This is a genomic window from Streptococcus peroris ATCC 700780, from assembly GCF_000187585.1.
Lineage (GTDB): Bacteria > Bacillota > Bacilli > Lactobacillales > Streptococcaceae > Streptococcus > Streptococcus peroris.
Genome location: NZ_GL732463.1, coordinates 1023300 through 1040640 on the forward strand (window position 1 = coordinate 1023300; position 17341 = coordinate 1040640).

A 17341-nucleotide genomic window follows, 5' to 3' on the forward strand; every position below is an offset into this window, starting at 1 on the left:
CCATATTTCATGAACTTTTCGAGAGGTTAAAAAAATGACTGTCCACTTTCGTGTTCAGTCATTTGAATGTTTTTGAGATTATTTGTCTAATGGTTTACGAAGGTAACCATAAACTACACCACTAACAAGTGCTCCTACCAAGACAGAGGCAAGGTAAAGAAGGGCATTTGAAGTAAGGGCGATAACGAAGATTCCTCCGTGAGGAGCCATGAGTTTGATATTTGCAAGACCAACGAGTCCACCTGTAATTGCTGAACCAAGGATAAAACTTGGGATAGCACGAGCTGGGTCTGCTGCACCAAATGGAATCGCTCCTTCAGTGATGAATGACAAGCCCATAACGATGTTCGTCAAACCAGAGTTACGTTCTTCTTTTGTGAATTTATTTTTAAAGAGAAGAGTAGCAACAAAGATTGCAAGTGGTGGAACCATTCCTCCAGCCATTACTGCTGCCATGGCTACTGAACCACCTGTTGACACTGTTGCGGCAAGAGTACCAGTACCAAAGACATATGCTGCTTTATTGACAGGACCACCCATATCGACCGCCATCATTCCTCCAAGAACAAGACCCAGAAGAACAGCGGAACCTCCACCAAGACCACCAAGGAAGTTATTCATACCAGTATTGATTGAAGCCATTGGGATATTTACAGCCAGCATAACAAATCCTGTCAAGATTGTTCCAAGTAGTGGTAAGAGAAGGATTGATTTAGCACCTTCAAGTGAGCGAGGAACCTTCACATATTTCTTAACCAAGAGAACTAAAGCACCAGCGATAAATCCACCAACAAGAGCTCCAAGGAAACCTGATGATACACCTGCAAGAGCTGAAGTTGCTTCACCACCTTGAGCATAAGGGATTTTACCAAAGGCAAAACCTTCTTTGGCAATAACTCCAGCTACGAAACCTGCTACCAAGCCTGGTTTTTCAGCGATTGAGTAAGCAACATATCCTGCAAACACTGGCAACATCAAACCAAAGGCTGCCCCACCAATTTTCATGAACATAGAAGCTAGTTCATGGTAAGATCCAAGATTTCCAAGGCTATCATTTGGTACACCCATAGCCCCATCAATCAAGAAGGCAAGGGCAATCATGATACCACCACCGATAACGAATGGCAACATTTGAGATACACCACTCATCAAGTGTTTGTAGAAAGCACCACCGACACTTTGTTTTTCGTTAGATGCAGTTGAAGCTTTTGCTCCATTAGCAGCATGATAAACTTCAGCATTCCCAGAAAGGGCCAAGTTAATCAACTCTTCAGTCTTACGAATACCGTCTGCTACTGGACGATTCACCAACGGTTTACCGTCAAAGCGATCCATCTCAACTGCCTTGTCTGCAGCAATGATTACCGCTTTAGCATTTCGGATATCTTCTGCTGTCAATTGGTTGCCAACACCACTAGCACCGTTGGTTTCAACCTTAATACCAACACCCATTTCAGCTGCCACTTTTTGAAGAGCTTCTTGAGCCATATAAGTGTGGGCAATCCCTGTTGTACAAGCAGTTACAGCAACGATAAAGTCATCAGAACTATTTGCAGGTGTTTGAACTGGCTCTTGAGCTTTTTCTGAAGCTTGGTCAAAGAGTTCAATGACTTGATCAGCTGATGTTACTTGACGAAGTTTATCAGCAAATCCGTCTTTCATCAAATATTGTGACAATTCTGCCAAGGCAGCCAAGTGGGTATCATTAGCACCTTCTGGAGCCGCAATCATAAAGAAGAGGTCAGTTGCTTGTCCGTCTAAACTTTCGTAATCAACACCCTTGTTTGACTTAGCAAAGAGAACTGTTGCTTCCTTAACAGCAGCATTTTTGCTGTGTGGCATAGCGATACCGTCGCCCAAGCCTGTAGAAGTCAAAGCTTCACGCGCTAAGATTCCTTCTTTAAAGGTTTCAAAATCCGTCACATATCCATGCTCTACTAGACTATGAATCATTTCTTCAATAGCTGCTGTTTTTTCAGTTGCTTGCAAATCAAGCAACATGACATCTTTTCTCAATAAATCTTGAATTTTCATCTTTTTTCTACCTCAACTTTTTCATAAGTTTCTTTAATAAATGCTGCAGATGCCAAGTCATCAGAGAAAGTGGTTGCTGTTCCGCAAGCTACTCCCCATTTGAAGGCTTCTACTGCGTCTTTTGATTTGACAAACTCACCAGTAAATCCAGCAACCATAGAGTCACCAGCCCCCACTGAGTTTTTCACTGTTCCCTTGATAGGATTAGCAAAGTATGTTCCCTCGGTTGTTACTAAAAGGGCACCATCACCAGCCATAGAGATAATCACGTTTTGAGCACCCTTAGCCAGTAATTCTCGAGCGTATTTTTCTATTTCATCAAGGCTTTCAAGCTTGACTCCAAAGATAGCTCCCAATTCATGATTATTTGGTTTGACCAAAAGTGGTTGATAATCCAAACTATCGATCAAGGTCTGACCTTCAAAGTCACAGACTACTTGAGCGCCTGTCTGACGCGTTAAAGCAATTAATTCTTTGTAAATAACATTACCCAAGTTTTTAGCACTTGATCCAGCAAATACTACTGTATCTTCTGCTGTCAGACTTGAAAGAATGGCTTTTAACTCTTCAAGTTGTTCGGGCTCAACATTAGGGCCTGTCCCATTGATTTCAGTTTCTTGGTCGGCTTTAATCTTAACATTGATACGCGTATCTTCTGCCACTTGGACAAATTGCGTTTCAATTTGTTCTTCAGCTAAAGTATCTGTGATAAATTTTCCAGTAAAACCACCGATGAAACCTGTCGCTGTATTTGGAATATCCAAACGCTTTAAGACACGGCTAACATTGATACCTTTACCACCAGCAAACTTATCATCACTATCCATACGATTGACACTACCAACTTCAACTTTGTCCAAACGGACAATGTAGTCTATAGATGGATTGAGTGTGACTGTATAAATCATACTTCTATTACCTCCGTTTTCTCTTTGATAGCTGACAGGAGCTCGTGACCCTTGCTTGTAATGACAATAGCACGTTTTATAGGAGCTACCTTAGCAAAACAAGACTGACCGATCTTGGATGAATCTACCAAGACATAGGCTTGTTTAGCATTCTCTAAAATAGCTCGCTTGACCGCTCCTTCCTCCATATCCGGAGTTGTATAATAACCTTCATCTACACCATTCATTCCAATAAAGGCACGATCAAAGTGCAGTTGGTTAATTTGGTTGAGCGCTACTCCTCCTATACTGGCATCCGTTGTCATCTTAACACCACCACCAATGATGACTGTAGGGATTTGCTTATCCACTAATTGAACAGCATGGTGAATGGAGTTGGTTACCACTGTAATGTCTTTTCGGTCTAATTCCTTAATGAGAAAAGCTGTCGTACTTCCTGCATCCACAAAGATAACATTCTTTTCTTTGATGAGGGAGGCAGCTTTTTGAGCAATCAACCTTTTCTCTTGAAGGTTTTTGACAGATTTTTCTTGAATGGTTTCTTCTTCTTGTAGGGAGTATGGCAACTCAGCTCCTCCGTGTACTCGTCGAAGTTTATTTTTAGATTCCAATTCGTCTAAATCTCGTCTAACCGTTGACTCAGAAGTGTTTAACAAGCCTACTAATCTCTCTAGAGAAACGACTTTGTGCTGTTTCAATTCTTCTAAAATCAGCTTTTTTCTTTCGCTTTTTAGCACTATCCTACCTCCTGTTAGCGATTACATTAATTATTTTATCACAAACAAAATCAAAGTCAAGCATTTTTTGTCATTTTCTTTCATTTTCTATCAAAATTCCTTTATCTTCAAATATATTTGCAAGAAAGAAGGCTTTATGGTAGACTAGGTTAGTAACCATTGGAAGATTACTCAAGAGGCTTAAGAGGCCGTGTTGGAAACGCGGTAGGCGTGTAACAGCGTGCGTGGGTTCGAATCCCATGTCTTCCGTTTATATTCAAAAACAGATACCCAAGAAATCTTGGGTATCTGTTTTCTTATATGTTAGTAATAGAACTAGAATGCACTTCTTAAAACATATCAAATAGCAATTTCACATTGAGGATGGTTAAGATAATTGAAACGATATAACCAATGACTGTATTCCACTTAGCATTGGTAAATTCTCCCATTAGTGATTTTTTTGAGGTTAGATAAATCAGAGGGAATATTGAAAATGGAAGAGCTATAGAGAGAAATACCTGTGAATAAACCAATAACTGATCCAAAGTTTTTTCCTGATGACCAAACAGAATTGCCACTATTATGACAGGTAGCAAGGCAAAGAGACGAGTCGCCAAGCGAATAAACCACTGTGGCAATCTCATATGTAAGAAACCTTCCATAACGATTTGTCCTGTCAAGGTACCTGTGATAGTAGAATTTTGACCGCTAGCTAATAAGGCCAAAGCAAACAAAGTAGACAAAGTTGAACTAGCTATGGCTCCAGCAATGGTAGAATCCTTCAATGCATTATACATTTGAGAAAAAGCAGAAATATCAGATGCATGGCCAAAAAAGAGTGCTGCTCCTAAAATCAACAGAAGGGAGTTGACAACAAATGCCAAAGATAACTGAAGATTTGAATCCCAAGTCATAAAGCGAACACCTTTACGAACATCATTCTTATCCTTGTGATTGATTTTGCGAGTCTGAGACAAGGAAGAATGCAAATAGAGGTTATGTGGCATAACCGTCGCACCAACAATTCCTAGCGCTAAAGTCAACTGACTTTCATGTCCAGGTGTTGGACTTTCAAATAAAGTAGATGTTGGTAAATAACCTTCAGCAATTCCTTGAAAGCTTGGATGTGATATTGCTACCAGATAACCAAAGATTACCAGAATCGTTAAAATCAGTGTTGTAACAATAGCTTCTATCTTCTTAAAGCCAAATTTCATTAAGAGCAATAAAAGAAAGACATCCAGAACCGTCAACAGAATTGCAATCATAATCGGAATCTTAAAAAGAAGATTGAGAGCAATCGCGGAACCTAGAACTTCTGCTAAGTCTGTCGCCATCAAGGCCAATTCCAAAATCACCCATAGACTATATCGAAGCCATTTTGGTGAATGATGAGCTGTTGCTTGAGCTAAGTCCATCTGGGTTACAATCCCGAGTTTTCCTGCCATCTGTTGAAGTTGCATCGCAATAAGAGACGAAATGAGGATGACAAACAAAAGACTATACTTATAGGAAGCCCCTCCGACTACACTCGTAATCCAATTTCCTGGATCCATATAACCGACTGCCACAAGAGCACCCGGACCTAAAAAGGCCTTTAAATTTTGCCAGAAACGATTATTATTTGGAGTCTCGATAGACTGATTGATCTCAGAAAGTGAAACCTTTTTATGAGAAGACATTTCTCTTTACCTCTTTCTAAAACTACCTTTTCATTACTTGCAATTACTGAAAGATAATATGAACTCATAAGAAACTGAAAATAAGTATGAAACAATTTCTATTACTTTCATCAATTTTCTTAAGCCACCTTAATTATAACACAAAATCAGAGAAAAACTGAAAAAATGTAGGATTTTATCAAATTTTTAAGATACATCGAAATGTTGTATCCTTTCTATAAAAAAGAATACCAAGTAATCTAAAAGAACAAAATAAAAAACGCTGTAATTACAACGTTTTAGAAAGGAATGCAAAAGAATGTAAAAGAATAATGGAGCCGGTGGGAGTCGAACCCACGTCCAAACACCTGCCAACATATTTGTCTACAACCATAGGTTATGTATTGTTTTAACAGCTTCTCGACACATAACTCAAGCCCAGGAACTGCGAGTCTATAAATCTCTTATCAAACTGCTAGACAAAGTTTAATCGTATCTCGCTAATAATAAAACCCATCATCAGACACGAGCAATCCGAATTGGGTCACGCCTGCTGGTGTTTAGGCAGCTAAAGCGTAAGAAGTGTTATTTTTTGCAGTTATATTTAACTGAGCGTTTACGTCGCCACACGAGTCGCAAAATATGCCTCATAATGCCTGTCGAATCCGTAACGACCCCAAAGACAATAAAGATATTATACCTTATCTAAGCTAAAAAATCAAAAAAACAAGTAGACGCTTAGAAAATGTAATCTTTCAAGGCTTCTGATAGAATATGATAACCAGAGATACTGAGGTGAAGGCCGTCTGTTGTGTAACCCTCCTTGAGCTGTCCTTCCTGATCGAGTAAATGCTCGAAAACAGGCACGTATTCTACCTGCATATAGGCCGATGCCAGATCTTGATAGGCTTGATTCCACTTCTTGATTTTCTCATTGGTACGAATATATACCGTCTGTTTGAAGTTCTCACTCTCATTGATAGGTAAGATAGAGACTAATTTAATCTGTGACAACGGATAGTCGCGGGAAATAGTTTGAATCACGCTTTCTAGATTATTTAGCGCTTCATTCATTGGAACATCTTTTCCAATATCATTTGTCCCAATCAAAAGAACAATCTGATCTACCGCATCACCATAGAGATGAGCATCAAGATCATCTCGTAATAAACCAGTCTGATAGCCTCGAATACCTCGATTTACAATGGTCTTGGCTGTCCCTAGCAATTCCTGCAAGGGATAATACTCAATAATCGAATCCCCGATAAAAATGATATTGGGTTCGATTACTGAGATTTGATTGAGTTCACGATACTTGGTTTGAATTTTTTCTTGCTCTTTCAAGAGCCAGTTTTCTAAAAGCTGTACTGCCAAGTTACTCTCCTTTTTCTAGCCAGTTTTCTAAAACTTGATAAACTCCTGCCTGACTATTAGCTGGTGCTACTCCTGTCGCAACTTCCTTAACACTCTCTTCTGCATTTTCCATGGCATAAGAAATTCCTGCAAGCTTCAACATTTCGATGTCATTTTCACTGTCACCAAAGGCCATGATTTGTTCAGATTTCAAGCTCCATCGTTTAAGCAATTTCTCTAGTCCCCATGCCTTATGAATCCCAGTTTGTAAGATATCAATACAGCCATATCCACTAGAAACGGCTCGAATTTGACCATCAAACAAGTCATTGATTTCCTGTAAAACTGCATCTGATCGTTCTTCACCAACAACCATACTCATCTTGAGAACCCCACCAAAAAGGCTGGAGTCAAATTCATCAACAAAGTGCATTCGTTGATAGAGCTTTTCAATCATCTCTGAAGTCATAAATTTATCTAGTTCTGTAAAAATAGTACCTTTCTTAACAAAGCCACCATTCATGCCCGTTACGACAAACTGGTCCTGGCATTCTCTTCCTTTAAAATGTCCCAAAACCCTATCAACCATGGCATCATCCCAAGTTTGTGCTTGAAGCAATTTATTGTGTTCAAATATACGAGCACCATTAGCAACTACCAAAACGACTCTCTCTGCTAAATGACCCAATAATTGACGCATACGATGAACTTCATTTCCAGTTGCAATGACAAAACGAACACCACGTTGATCGAGCCGATTTAAAATTTTTTCTAGTCGTGGAAGATCTAGTTGACCTCTCGAATCTAACAAGGTGCCATCCATATCCGTCGCAATGACTTTAATATCCATAACTTCCTTCTCGCTTTCAGTCACTACCAATTCAAACCTACATGCTCATTCATTTCTTTATAAGCTGTATCAATTCGTTCCTTGGTAGCCTCCTCAAGTTGACTGCGATATTTCCCGCCTTCTATAAAGTCTTCCAAAATATAAGTTTGGTATAGGTAGAGTGGATAACCTTCTGGAGAATAGCCTCCCTTTGGAGTACGACTAACCCAGGTAGGATGAGCTTTGGCAGTTTCGATAGTCGTTTTACCAGATTTCTTCTTAATGGTCACATCCATGAGAACTCCACGTTCCGTCCACTTAGCAGTTTCAACATCCTGCATGGTTTCAATCCGTTGATTTGAGATGAAATTTCCCATAGAGTAAATAATAAGCTTTTTATCACCGTCTTTTTCAACCGTTTCAGCAGGCTCAACAACATGAGGGTGACCTCCAAAGATAATATCTGCTCCCCAATCGATCATCTTATGGTAAAGTTTCTTTTGCTCCTCAGTAGGCTCAATTTGATACTCAACTCCCATCTGAGGCATAATGACAGTGATATCTGCTTCTTTTTCAGCCCTCTCGATTTCAGCCTTCATTTTATCTTCATCCAAGTCTGAAAGATAACGATTATAATCCTCTTTAGAAATGTTTTGTTCAATGCCGTTAAAACCATAGGAATAGGCTAAAATAGCAACTTTAATACCATTGACTTCCTTGATGACGATAGGTGCTTTATCTCGTGGTTCGTGAGTATAGACTCCAACAGGTGTCATTCCTGCTTTTTCAATAGCATCAGCTGTTGAAACCACACCTTCGATCTGAGAATCCAAGATATGGTTGTGAGCCAAGTCTAATACTTGGTAACCTGCATCTTTTATAGCATCCATAACTTCACCTGGGGCATTAAACAAAGGATATCCTGCAAGATAGTGGTCTTTATTTACGGTTCCTTCAAAATCACCAAGCACTAGGTCCGCTTGCTTAAGCCAAGGTTTCACATATTCAAAATTTTCATGGAAATCATAAGTCCCATCTGCCTTTTTAGCAGAAATGTAGACGATATCATGATAAAGCAAATCGCCATTTGCCATAATTCGAGCACTTGTTTCTTGCTCCGACCCAGCATTCTTTTCTTGAGAATTTAACTGTTGATGATTAGCACTCGTATCTCTACTGTTTAAAGCAATCCCTCTAGCACTTTCCACTAATAAAGTAAATGAAATCGAAATAGCCACCGAAGCTAATAAAACCACAATAAAGGTTCTATTATTCCAATGACGATAGTTTCTGAAAAATCGGACCGTTTTTCTAACAACTCGTAATAAAGAACTATTTTGATTTCGAATACTACGCTTTTCCATCCCTTTTCTCCTTGTTTTTTCAAGTAAACTTCTTTACCCTATTATACCACAGACAAAAGGTTATTTCCTTTTATTATATTATTTTTATCAACTTCTGTGACTTTCTTTCTCATCTGTTTTGTGTTATCATGTAGGAGTAAGAAAAGGAGTGAGAACATGTCTGCTATAGAACGTATTACAAAACCTGCACATTTAATTGATATGAAGGATATTATTCGAGAAGGAAATCCTACTTTACGTGCACTTGCTGAAGAAGTCAGTTTCCCTTTGAGTGATCAAGAGATTATCTTGGGTGAAAAGATGTTGCAATTTCTTAAAAATTCTCAAGACCCGGTTACAGCTGAAAAAATGGGCCTTCGCGGAGGGGTTGGTCTTGCAGCACCACAACTTGATATCTCAAAACGAATCATTGCTGTCCTAGTACCCAATATTGTAGAAGAGGGAGAAACACCTACAGAAGCATATAGCATGCAGGCCGTGATGTATAATCCAAAAATCGTATCGCATTCTGTTCAAGATGCTGCTCTTGCAGAGGGTGAAGGTTGCTTATCCGTTGACCGAGAAGTTCCAGGCTATGTTATCCGCCATGCCCGCGTGACAGTCGAATATTTTGACAAGGATGGAGAAAAGCACCGTATCAAACTAAAAGGTTATAATTCTATCGTCGTCCAACATGAAATCGACCATACAAATGGCGTTATGTTTTACGATCGTATCAATGAGAAAGATCCATTTGAAATAAAAGATGGTCTCCTCATCCTAGAATAAAGAAAATCCCGTTAAATGACGGGATTTTTATGTTATAATAAATGCATGAAAACTAACGATATTGTCTACGGTGTCCATGCCGTTACAGAAGCCCTTTTAGCAAATACTGGAAACAAACTTTATCTCCAAGATGATTTACGAGGAAAAAATGTAGAAAAAGTGAAAGAACTAGCTACTGAAAAGAAAGTATCTATCTCTTGGACTTCCAAAAAATCTCTCTCTGAAATGACTGATGGTGCTGTCCACCAAGGTTTCGTCTTGCGCGTTTCTGAATTTGCCTACAGTGAACTGGATCAAATCCTTGCAAAGACACGTCAAGAAGAAAACCCACTACTACTGATTCTTGATGGTTTGACAGACCCTCATAATCTTGGTTCTATCTTGAGAACAGCAGATGCAACTAATGTTTCAGGTGTCATCATTCCCAAACATCGTTCTGTTGGGGTAACACCCGTAGTTGCTAAAACTGCAACAGGTGCTATCGAGCACGTTCCCATTGCCCGCGTAACCAATCTAAGCCAAACCTTGGACAAACTTAAGGATGAAGGTTTCTGGATTTTTGGGACCGACATGAACGGAACTCCTTGCCATAAATGGAACACGAGTGGCAAAATCGCTCTCATTATCGGAAATGAAGGCAGAGGAATTTCTAGCAATATCAAGAAGCAAGTGGATGAGATGATCACCATTCCCATGGATGGACACGTACAAAGTCTCAATGCCAGTGTCGCCGCTGCTATCCTTATGTATGAAGTTTTTCGAAATCGATTATAAAAATGTGATGATATAGAATTTAGTAAACTAAGTTTGGATGTCATAGTCCCAATAGAATTCAATAATCCGATGAATTGTTGAAAGTTGTAAATTTCAAGTGTCTACCCTGTCAAGGGAAGACTCATTGCTAATAAAAAAAACGAGGTTGGAATTTTTTGTTCCTGCCTCGTTTTCACTCTCTTCAAACCTTCCTTAAACGAAATAGTATCATCGATTTTTATGATCTTCTTTAGACATCACTGCTGCTTCCAATTGACCAAAATTAAAGCAAATACTACCATTGCACCACCAACCAACAAGTTTAACGTAAAGGCTTCATGCAAACCTACAATTGAAAAGAGCGTAGAAAACACCGGAACTAAGAATAAGAAACTACTAGCTGTCGTTGCTCCTTTTTGACCTAGACTAAAGAACCACAATCCAAAAGAGCCCACAGAAGCAGGTATAATTAACCAAACAAACCAAATCCAGCCCCAAAATCCTAGATGTACAAAATTATAACTTTCATGTAAGGGCAATGAAAATAGATAGAGGAAAATACCTCCAAGCAATAATTGCCAACCGGTAAAAATCCAAGGTCCATTATCAAATGGGACTTTTTTAGTGATAATCGTATTAACAGACCAACAAAAAGAACCGAGTAAGGCAAACAAGGCTCCTAAACTAAAAGCAGAACCGTCCCATCCAATGCACGTCACAACTCCTGCAATTCCTAATAGTAGAGCGCTAATTTTTTTGAAAGTCAGTTTATCCTTTAGAAGAAAATGAGCTAACAAAGCTAACCAAAGAGGATTGGTAAAGAGGATAATCGATGACATAGAGGACGACAGACCATAAGCTAAAGCAAGATTAAGGAATCCCATCGTTCCAGCTGTTTGCAAGAGACCAATCATCATTACAAGAACAAATCCCTTACCTTTTTTTGCCCCACTCTTAGGAATAATAGACGACCAGTTCCCATGTAAACACTTTAAAGCTAACATCAGTGCTCCCGCAATCATGAATCGCACACCTCCAATTAATAGAGGGGGCGTCTGTTCAACGGCAATTAAGTACTTCCCAGTTGGGAAAGAGGATCCCATAAAAATCGTTGTCAATAATATAGCTGACAAAAAGATAAGATTCGATTTATTTTTCATGGCTGCTCCTTTATGAGATATTAAAGATAATATTTGTCTCTTATTTTACTCGTTTTAAACTAAATGTCAATAGATCTCCAAACAATTGCAAAAATCTTTTATCCTCCTGTATATTGAGAAATCATTAAAAAAAGTCTATACTGGTAGTATGGATATGAATTATCTTTATATACGGAGGTGCACAGATGCATTTATCATCTGGATGGGAACAGTCTATCTACGTTCTACTCATGCTTGATCAACTACCAGAAGGAGAATATATCAATTCGATTTTCTTGAGTGAACGATTAGGGGTTTCAGATTCCTATTTAAAAAAAATTATTAAACTGCTAGATAATGAGGGACTAGTAAAATCCGTTCGAGGAAAAAATGGAGGTATTGCTCTTTCAAGACCTCTGAGCCAGATTAGTTTTTATGATGTCTTTGTTGCTATAGAAGGGAAAAATCGTATTTTTGAAAGTCAAAATCTTCTAAAAAGATTCTTGGGAGAGGAAGAAGGAAAAAAAGCCAAAAGATGCGTTGTCACCAATTCACTGGATATGATTGAAAATACGCTGGTCTCTACTCTCACTTCTATCACGCTCAGCCAAGTTGCTTTTCAGGCTGAAATGAACTATGATTTAACCGACGTCCGAGACTGGATCAATCATCATAAAAAATAGTTGGGGATTTTTTTCCTCAACTTTTTTATATAATTTCTTGACAAATATTTTCAGAGGGTTTATACTTTAATTGAAGATAAAGAATATCTTCTATATCGTTAAAAAGATGCTTATCGCATCCTTTCCTATAGCTAAAGTAAAGAAAGAAGGTTCTTATGAAAGTCATTTTAGCTACTGACCGAGATGGTTTCCAATTAAAAGAAACTATCAAAAACTTTTTGCTTCATTCCGGTTATGAAGTTATTGATCTCAACTCTACCCACGGTTCAGAGGATTTTGTAGACTCTACTGTCAATGCCGTTCAAGAATTTCGCAAACATAAACATGCTCGTGCAATTCTTTTCGATAAGTATGGTCATTCCTTTATGCCTGCCAATAAGTTTAAGGGGATTATCTGTGCAGCTGTTTCCGATGAACACTCATCCATGATGACCATTCGACACAATTCCACTCCAATTATTAATCTCGGTTCTGGAATTACTGGAGATATTCTTGCGGTTGAAATTGTAAAAACTTTTTTGGAACATGATTATGACGCTGGACGTCACCAAGTTCGCATTGATATGCTAAACAAACTCTGCTAGGAGGTAATACTATGAAAATTGCACTCGGTTGTGACCATATTGTAACAGATGTAAAAATGAAGATTTCTAAACACCTCAAAAAACAAGGACATGAAGTTATTGACGTCGGTACTTACGACTTTGTCCGCACCCACTACCCTATTTACGGCCGCTTGATTGCTGAAGAAGTTGTAAAGGGAAATGCCGACTTTGGTGTTGCCCTTTGTGGTACAGGTGTCGGGATTGCAGTTGCTGCTGATAAAGTCCCTGGTACTCGAGTAACCCTTGTTGGAGACGTAGTAACAGCTCGTGCTGCACGTGAAAATCTCAATGCAAACATTGTAGCCTTTGGTGGAGCCATTCTTGGTATTAATTTTATTAATAACATTGTAGATGAATTTATCAATACGAAATATAATCCAAATCCTGAAAAAGAAAAGTTGATTACCAAAATCGATAAACTTTCTGAAGTAAGTCCAGAGGTAGCTGCTAATGATCATATCTTTGATGAAGAAAATGCAAAATGGGCTCGTGGAGAATATCACGATTAGTGTTCTCAACCATTTTCAACAATTTACTTAGATGTTGAAATAGGATAAAGGAGGAGAATAAAATGGTTGTTAAAGTTGGAATAAATGGATTCGGTCGTATTGGTCGCTTAGCTTTGCGTCGAATCCAAACACTTGATAATATAGAAGTTACTCACGTCAATGACTTAACTGATTCAAAAATGTTAGCTCATCTTTTAAAATATGATAGTACCCAAGGGAAATTTAAGGGAACAATTGATGTTAAAGAAGATGGTTTCGTCATTAACAACAAGTTTATCAAAGTCACAAGTGAGCCTGATCCTGAAAAAATTGATTGGGCTTCATCTGGTGTAGATATTGTGCTGGAAGCAACAGGTTTCTTTGCAACGAAAGAAAAAGCAGAAAAACATCTCCATAAAAATGGTGGGGCAAAGAAGGTAATCATCACAGCACCAGGTGGAAATGATGTCAAAACGGTCGTATTCAATGTAAACCATGAAACCTTGACTGGTGAAGAAACAGTCATTTCACCAGGTTCATGTACAACAAATTGTCTAGCTCCTATGGCTGACACTTTAAATAAGAAATTCGGAATTCTAGTTGGTACTATGACAACAATTCATAGCTATACTGGAGATCAAATGACGCTTGATGCTCCTCATCGCAAAGGAGATTTACGACGTGCGAGAGCAGCCGCAGTAAATACTGTTCCAACTTCATCTGGTGCTGCCAAAGCTATTGGGCTTGTTATTCCGGAATTAGATGGTTTGCTAAAAGGCCATGCACAACGTGTGGCAACTCCTACTGGTTCTCTTACAGAACTAGTTAGTCTCGTAAAAACACCCGTTACTGTCGAAGAGGTAAATGCAGCAATGAAAGCTGCACAAAATGAAAGTTTTGCCTATAATGAAGATTTCATTGTCTCTAGTGATATTATCGGTGATACCCATGGTTCAATCTTCGATGCAACGCAAACAGAAGTCACTACAGATGGACAAAATTATCTTGTGAAGACGGTAGCTTGGTACGATAATGAAATGAGTTTCACAGCCCAATTAATCCGCACCCTAGAATATTTTTCTAATATTGCTAAGTCATAAAATCAATTTATCCAATGATCCAACTTGTAAAAGTCTATAAAAAAAGTAGTAGAGAAATTCTTCGAAATCTCTACTACTTTTTTATGTTAAAGCTAGATTACCTTTAAAAATGTTCAGTAATATATTTATAAGCTTCTTGACCTGCAATAGCGCCATCTCCAACTGCAGTTGTGACTTGGCGAAGGTCTTTTTGACGAACATCTCCAACTGCAAAGACACCTGCAACACTTGTCTTCATGTGATCATCTGTCACAATCCAACCAGCATGGTCTTGAATGTGCAACTCTTGAACGAAGTCACTAACTGGATCTAAACCAACATAGATGAAGACACCACCAAAGGCTTGTTCTGTCACTTGACCAGACTTGACATTTTCAATGACAACTGACTCGACACGATTTTCACCCTTGATTTCTCTAACTACAGAATCCCAAATGAAGTTGATTTTATCATTGGCAAAGGCGCGGTCTTGCAAGACTTTTTGGGCACGAAGTTCATCACGACGGTGAACGATGGTTACAGATTTGGCGAACTGTGTTAAGAAGATTGCTTCTTCAACAGCCGAATCTCCTCCACCTACAACCAACAAATCTTGGTCACGGAAAAAGGCTCCGTCACAAACCGCACAGTAAGAAACACCACGGCTATTGAGTTCTTCTTCACCTGGAACTCCCAAGAGACGATGTTTAGAACCAGTCGCCACGATAACTGTGCGCGTTTCAAATTCTTCATCAGCTGTGATGACTTTTTTAACATCACCATGGTCTTCAACATTTTCAACAAAACCATAAAGGTGCTCAACACCAAGATTTTCAAGGGGTTCAAACATCTTTTCTGCTAATTCAGGTCCACTAATGTTAGCATAACCTGGATAGTTTTCAATGTCAGAAGTGTTGTTCATCTGACCGCCAGGAAGACCACCTTCAATCAAAGCTACTTTGAGATTGCTGCGAGCTGCATACAAGGCTGCAGTCATCCCAGCAGGACCTGCACCGATAATAATCGTATCGTACATTCTATTTCCTTCTTTCTTGTTGTAACTATTTTTATTCTAACGGATAAAATCCTATTTGACAACTATTATGCCTTGAGAACCAACAAGATGCTCATGGTCGCAAAAGACAATACTGGAATTATTAAGACTCCGATCATAATCATATCATAGAGATGAGCCTGACGCTCCTTGGCAGTTTTATCGACACCTGACAGGGCTCTAAAACCAATCCAAATCCCTAAGACAACCAAGACTAGTAAAATCGTCAAAACCAAACTCTCTAAATACAAAGCAAATAGCTGAACTAGCATGATCTCTCTCATTTCTATTATTTTTAAAGAGCAAACCCAGTTAGCTTAGCCAACTGAGTTTTTCTTATCTTCTATTATATCAAATATAGGTCCGTTTGTAACTAGCAAAGAACTCTTTTGTTCGTTCTTCTTTTGGATGGTTGATGATCTCATCCGGTGTTCCAGATTCAATAATCTTTCCTTTATCCAAAAATAAAACCTTATCCGCAACTTGAGCAACAAATGACATATCGTGACTAACCAAAACCATGGTTTGACCTGATTTTGCAGCATTTGCAATCGATCTTTCTACCTCACCAACCAATTCTGGATCAAGTGCTGAAGTTGGTTCATCCAAGAGTAAGACGTCTGGTTTCATGGCTAGAGCACGCGCTATTGCGACCCGTTGTTTTTGTCCTCCTGACAAGTGACGCGGATAATGCTGTTCACGATCAGAAAGCCCAACCTTAGCCAACTCTACTTTGGCAATCTTAGTCGCTTCTTCGTCTGATAGTTTTTTAACTACCACCAAGCCTTCTTTAACATTGTCTAGCGCTGTTCTACGCTCAAATAAATTAAACTGTTGGAAAACCATCGATAGTTTGCGACGAAGAGTTAGAATTTCGTCTTGCGTAATTTGAGAAAAATCAACTTTGAAATCATCAATCTGAATACTTCCACTATCAGGAGTTTCTAGATAGTTTAGGCTACGAAGAAAAGTTGATTTCCCAGCCCCTGACGAACCAATTAAGGCAACAACCTCTCCCTTTTGAATATCTAAATTCAGATGATCTAAAACAGTTTGACCTGAAAAGGATTTGCTTAAATTTGAAATTTTAATCATTAGCGAAGCTCTCCTTTCACATCTGTCTCAACATTATCTGGTGCTGTAATAGCCATTTTTCTTTCAATGAAACGGCCAAGATTTTCAATAACGATATTTACCACCCAGTAGACAAGGGCAACTGAGATAAAACGTTCAAAGTAACGATAGTCCGCACCACCCAATATCTGAGCTTGGGCAAAGACTTCTACAACCCCTGCACTAAAGGCTAGGGAAGTTCCCTTGGTCAAGCCAATGAGGGAGTTAATCAAGGTTGGTGTTGCAACTACTGCTGCATTTGGAATAATCACACGACGGTAAACTTGTGCACGTGTCATACCAAGACTACGGGCAGCCTCTATCTCCCCAGGATTTACAGAAAGGATAGCTGCACGAAGAGTTTCACTGGCATAGGCTGCTTCGTTAAAGGCAAATGCCACAATTGCAAACGTTGCTGCTGGAATGGCATTAATGTTTAAAGCAGTCCCCCATTGTTGATTTAATGCTTTCAAAGCTAGTGGAATTCCATAATAGGTCAACATGAGTTGAACTAGAATTGGAGTACCCTTTAAGAAACTTACAAAAAAGGCTTGTAATGGGTAAATAAATCTAACTCGGTTGATTTTCACGATAGCAAAGATTAGGGCTAGCATGATACCAAAAAAGGCACCAAATACCGTTAGCATCAATGTTGTAGGTAATTGCTGTACAATTCTTGGAATCCCATCAAAGACAGAACGCCAACTAAAAAGTTTGCCATCTGGAATATATTGCATCAAATTTTGATACCAATCAGATGCTAAAATCGTTGTAACATTCATAGAAACATC

18 protein-coding genes, 1 tRNA gene and 1 other RNA gene are annotated in these 17341 nt (G+C 38.9%); 7 read left to right on the forward strand and 13 right to left on the reverse strand.

Going from position 1 to position 17341, the window contains the following annotated elements; translation table 11 throughout:
- Positions 1 to 78: 78 nt before the first annotated feature.
- Genes HMPREF9180_RS07035 through HMPREF9180_RS07045 form a run of 3 tightly spaced genes read right to left on the reverse strand, consistent with a single transcriptional unit; the run spans position 79 to position 3679 of the window.
- Complete coding sequence (locus HMPREF9180_RS07035) at positions 79 to 2034, reverse strand: PTS fructose transporter subunit IIABC (protein WP_006145823.1); 1956 nt, start codon at positions 2032 to 2034, stop codon at positions 79 to 81.
- Positions 2031 to 2942, reverse strand: coding sequence for a 1-phosphofructokinase (pfkB, locus tag HMPREF9180_RS07040; RefSeq protein ID WP_006145824.1), 912 nt, complete (start codon positions 2940 to 2942; stop codon positions 2031 to 2033). Before pfkB ends, HMPREF9180_RS07035 begins: the two co-directional genes overlap by 4 nt.
- Positions 2939 to 3679, reverse strand: coding sequence for a DeoR/GlpR family DNA-binding transcription regulator (locus HMPREF9180_RS07045; protein ID WP_006145825.1), 741 nt, complete (start codon positions 3677 to 3679; stop codon positions 2939 to 2941). Before HMPREF9180_RS07045 ends, pfkB begins: the two co-directional genes overlap by 4 nt.
- A gap of 161 nt (positions 3680 to 3840) precedes the next feature.
- Between HMPREF9180_RS07045 and HMPREF9180_RS07050 the strand changes: the two genes are divergently transcribed.
- A tRNA-Ser gene (locus HMPREF9180_RS07050) sits at positions 3841 to 3928 on the forward strand.
- Positions 3929 to 4008: 80 nt separating this feature from the next.
- Here the strand turns inward: HMPREF9180_RS07050 and HMPREF9180_RS07055 are convergent.
- The 5 genes from HMPREF9180_RS07055 to HMPREF9180_RS07070 all read right to left on the reverse strand — a co-directional run bounded on the left by HMPREF9180_RS07055 (position 4009) and on the right by HMPREF9180_RS07070 (position 8868).
- Positions 4009 to 5343 (reverse strand): Nramp family divalent metal transporter, encoded by a 1335-nt coding sequence (locus tag HMPREF9180_RS07055; protein ID WP_006145826.1) that lies wholly within the window; start codon positions 5341 to 5343, stop codon positions 4009 to 4011.
- 309 nt (positions 5344 to 5652) lie between these two features.
- Positions 5653 to 6000, reverse strand: a transfer-messenger RNA (tmRNA) gene (gene ssrA / locus HMPREF9180_RS10170).
- 60 nt (positions 6001 to 6060) lie between these two features.
- Entirely contained in the window at positions 6061 to 6696 is a 636-nt protein-coding gene (locus HMPREF9180_RS07060; RefSeq protein ID WP_006145827.1) for an SGNH/GDSL hydrolase family protein, read from the reverse strand.
- Between the two features lies 1 nt (position 6697).
- Positions 6698 to 7525: an HAD family hydrolase gene (locus HMPREF9180_RS07065; protein WP_025168712.1), complete on the reverse strand. Its 828-nt coding sequence runs from the start codon at positions 7523 to 7525 to the stop codon at positions 6698 to 6700.
- 23 nt (positions 7526 to 7548) lie between these two features.
- Positions 7549 to 8868: a CapA family protein gene (locus HMPREF9180_RS07070; RefSeq protein ID WP_006145829.1), complete on the reverse strand. Its 1320-nt coding sequence runs from the start codon at positions 8866 to 8868 to the stop codon at positions 7549 to 7551.
- A gap of 156 nt (positions 8869 to 9024) precedes the next feature.
- Here HMPREF9180_RS07070 and def point away from each other — a divergent pair, with 156 nt between their 5' ends.
- The gene (def, locus tag HMPREF9180_RS07075; protein ID WP_006145830.1) at positions 9025 to 9636 is read left to right on the forward strand and encodes a peptide deformylase; all 612 of its coding nucleotides are present in this window, start codon (positions 9025 to 9027) and stop codon (positions 9634 to 9636) included.
- Between the two features lie 45 nt (positions 9637 to 9681).
- Positions 9682 to 10410, forward strand: coding sequence for a 23S rRNA (guanosine(2251)-2'-O)-methyltransferase RlmB (gene rlmB / locus HMPREF9180_RS07080; RefSeq protein ID WP_006145831.1), 729 nt, complete (start codon positions 9682 to 9684; stop codon positions 10408 to 10410).
- Between the two features lie 236 nt (positions 10411 to 10646).
- Here the strand turns inward: rlmB and HMPREF9180_RS07085 are convergent, their stop codons facing one another.
- On the reverse strand, positions 10647 to 11549 hold the full coding sequence (locus HMPREF9180_RS07085) for a DMT family transporter (RefSeq protein WP_006145832.1): 903 nt from the start codon (positions 11547 to 11549) through the stop codon (positions 10647 to 10649).
- A 185-nt stretch (positions 11550 to 11734) separates the two neighbouring features.
- Between HMPREF9180_RS07085 and HMPREF9180_RS07090 the strand changes: the two genes are divergently transcribed.
- The 4 genes from HMPREF9180_RS07090 to gap all read left to right on the forward strand — a co-directional run bounded on the left by HMPREF9180_RS07090 (position 11735) and on the right by gap (position 14404).
- The gene (locus HMPREF9180_RS07090) at positions 11735 to 12211 is read left to right on the forward strand and encodes an RrF2 family transcriptional regulator (RefSeq protein ID WP_006145833.1); all 477 of its coding nucleotides are present in this window, start codon (positions 11735 to 11737) and stop codon (positions 12209 to 12211) included.
- 155 nt (positions 12212 to 12366) lie between these two features.
- The gene (gene lacA, locus HMPREF9180_RS07095; RefSeq protein ID WP_006145834.1) at positions 12367 to 12795 is read left to right on the forward strand and encodes a galactose-6-phosphate isomerase subunit LacA; all 429 of its coding nucleotides are present in this window, start codon (positions 12367 to 12369) and stop codon (positions 12793 to 12795) included.
- An 11-nt stretch (positions 12796 to 12806) separates the two neighbouring features.
- A complete protein-coding gene (lacB, locus tag HMPREF9180_RS07100; protein WP_006145835.1) occupies positions 12807 to 13325 on the forward strand; it encodes a galactose-6-phosphate isomerase subunit LacB in 519 nt (172 codons plus the stop codon).
- A gap of 62 nt (positions 13326 to 13387) precedes the next feature.
- On the forward strand, positions 13388 to 14404 hold the full coding sequence (gene gap, locus HMPREF9180_RS07105) for a type I glyceraldehyde-3-phosphate dehydrogenase (protein WP_006145836.1): 1017 nt from the start codon (positions 13388 to 13390) through the stop codon (positions 14402 to 14404).
- Positions 14405 to 14507: 103 nt separating this feature from the next.
- On the opposite strand, the gene trxB is transcribed toward gap, so the two are convergent.
- The 4 genes from trxB to HMPREF9180_RS07125 form a co-directional block, all read right to left on the reverse strand.
- Positions 14508 to 15419 carry a thioredoxin-disulfide reductase gene (gene trxB / locus HMPREF9180_RS07110; protein WP_006145837.1) on the reverse strand — a complete coding sequence of 304 codons (912 nt, stop codon included), beginning with the start codon at positions 15417 to 15419 and terminating at the stop codon, positions 14508 to 14510.
- Positions 15420 to 15484: 65 nt separating this feature from the next.
- Positions 15485 to 15709 carry a DUF4059 family protein gene (locus HMPREF9180_RS07115; RefSeq protein ID WP_025168713.1) on the reverse strand — a complete coding sequence of 75 codons (225 nt, stop codon included), beginning with the start codon at positions 15707 to 15709 and terminating at the stop codon, positions 15485 to 15487.
- Between the two features lie 79 nt (positions 15710 to 15788).
- Positions 15789 to 16532, reverse strand: coding sequence for an amino acid ABC transporter ATP-binding protein (locus HMPREF9180_RS07120; protein WP_006145839.1), 744 nt, complete (start codon positions 16530 to 16532; stop codon positions 15789 to 15791).
- A complete protein-coding gene (locus HMPREF9180_RS07125; protein ID WP_006145840.1) occupies positions 16532 to 17332 on the reverse strand; it encodes an amino acid ABC transporter permease in 801 nt (266 codons plus the stop codon). The genes HMPREF9180_RS07120 and HMPREF9180_RS07125 overlap by 1 nt, the downstream gene beginning before the upstream one ends.
- Positions 17333 to 17341 lie beyond the last annotated feature (9 nt).

What these genes read in the sequence shown, in the direction of transcription:
- HMPREF9180_RS07035 (WP_006145823.1), bottom strand. Translation starts at nt 2,034, where the DNA reads ATGAAAATTCAAGATTTATTGAGAAAAGATGTCATGTTGCTTGATTTG.
- pfkB (WP_006145824.1), bottom strand. Translation starts at nt 2,942, where the DNA reads ATGATTTATACAGTCACACTCAATCCATCTATAGACTACATTGTCCGT.
- HMPREF9180_RS07055 (WP_006145826.1), bottom strand. Translation starts at nt 5,343, where the DNA reads ATGTCTTCTCATAAAAAGGTTTCACTTTCTGAGATCAATCAGTCTATC.
- HMPREF9180_RS07065 (WP_025168712.1), bottom strand. Translation starts at nt 7,525, where the DNA reads ATGGATATTAAAGTCATTGCGACGGATATGGATGGCACCTTGTTAGAT.
- HMPREF9180_RS07070 (WP_006145829.1), bottom strand. Translation starts at nt 8,868, where the DNA reads ATGGAAAAGCGTAGTATTCGAAATCAAAATAGTTCTTTATTACGAGTT.
- def (WP_006145830.1), top strand. Translation starts at nt 9,025, where the DNA reads ATGTCTGCTATAGAACGTATTACAAAACCTGCACATTTAATTGATATG.
- rlmB (WP_006145831.1), top strand. Translation starts at nt 9,682, where the DNA reads ATGAAAACTAACGATATTGTCTACGGTGTCCATGCCGTTACAGAAGCC.
- HMPREF9180_RS07085 (WP_006145832.1), bottom strand. Translation starts at nt 11,549, where the DNA reads ATGAAAAATAAATCGAATCTTATCTTTTTGTCAGCTATATTATTGACA.
- HMPREF9180_RS07090 (WP_006145833.1), top strand. Translation starts at nt 11,735, where the DNA reads ATGCATTTATCATCTGGATGGGAACAGTCTATCTACGTTCTACTCATG.
- lacA (WP_006145834.1), top strand. Translation starts at nt 12,367, where the DNA reads ATGAAAGTCATTTTAGCTACTGACCGAGATGGTTTCCAATTAAAAGAA.
- lacB (WP_006145835.1), top strand. Translation starts at nt 12,807, where the DNA reads ATGAAAATTGCACTCGGTTGTGACCATATTGTAACAGATGTAAAAATG.
- gap (WP_006145836.1), top strand. Translation starts at nt 13,388, where the DNA reads ATGGTTGTTAAAGTTGGAATAAATGGATTCGGTCGTATTGGTCGCTTA.
- trxB (WP_006145837.1), bottom strand. Translation starts at nt 15,419, where the DNA reads ATGTACGATACGATTATTATCGGTGCAGGTCCTGCTGGGATGACTGCA.
- HMPREF9180_RS07115 (WP_025168713.1), bottom strand. Translation starts at nt 15,709, where the DNA reads ATGCTAGTTCAGCTATTTGCTTTGTATTTAGAGAGTTTGGTTTTGACG.
- HMPREF9180_RS07120 (WP_006145839.1), bottom strand. Translation starts at nt 16,532, where the DNA reads ATGATTAAAATTTCAAATTTAAGCAAATCCTTTTCAGGTCAAACTGTT.
- HMPREF9180_RS07125 (WP_006145840.1), bottom strand. Translation starts at nt 17,332, where the DNA reads ATGAATGTTACAACGATTTTAGCATCTGATTGGTATCAAAATTTGATG.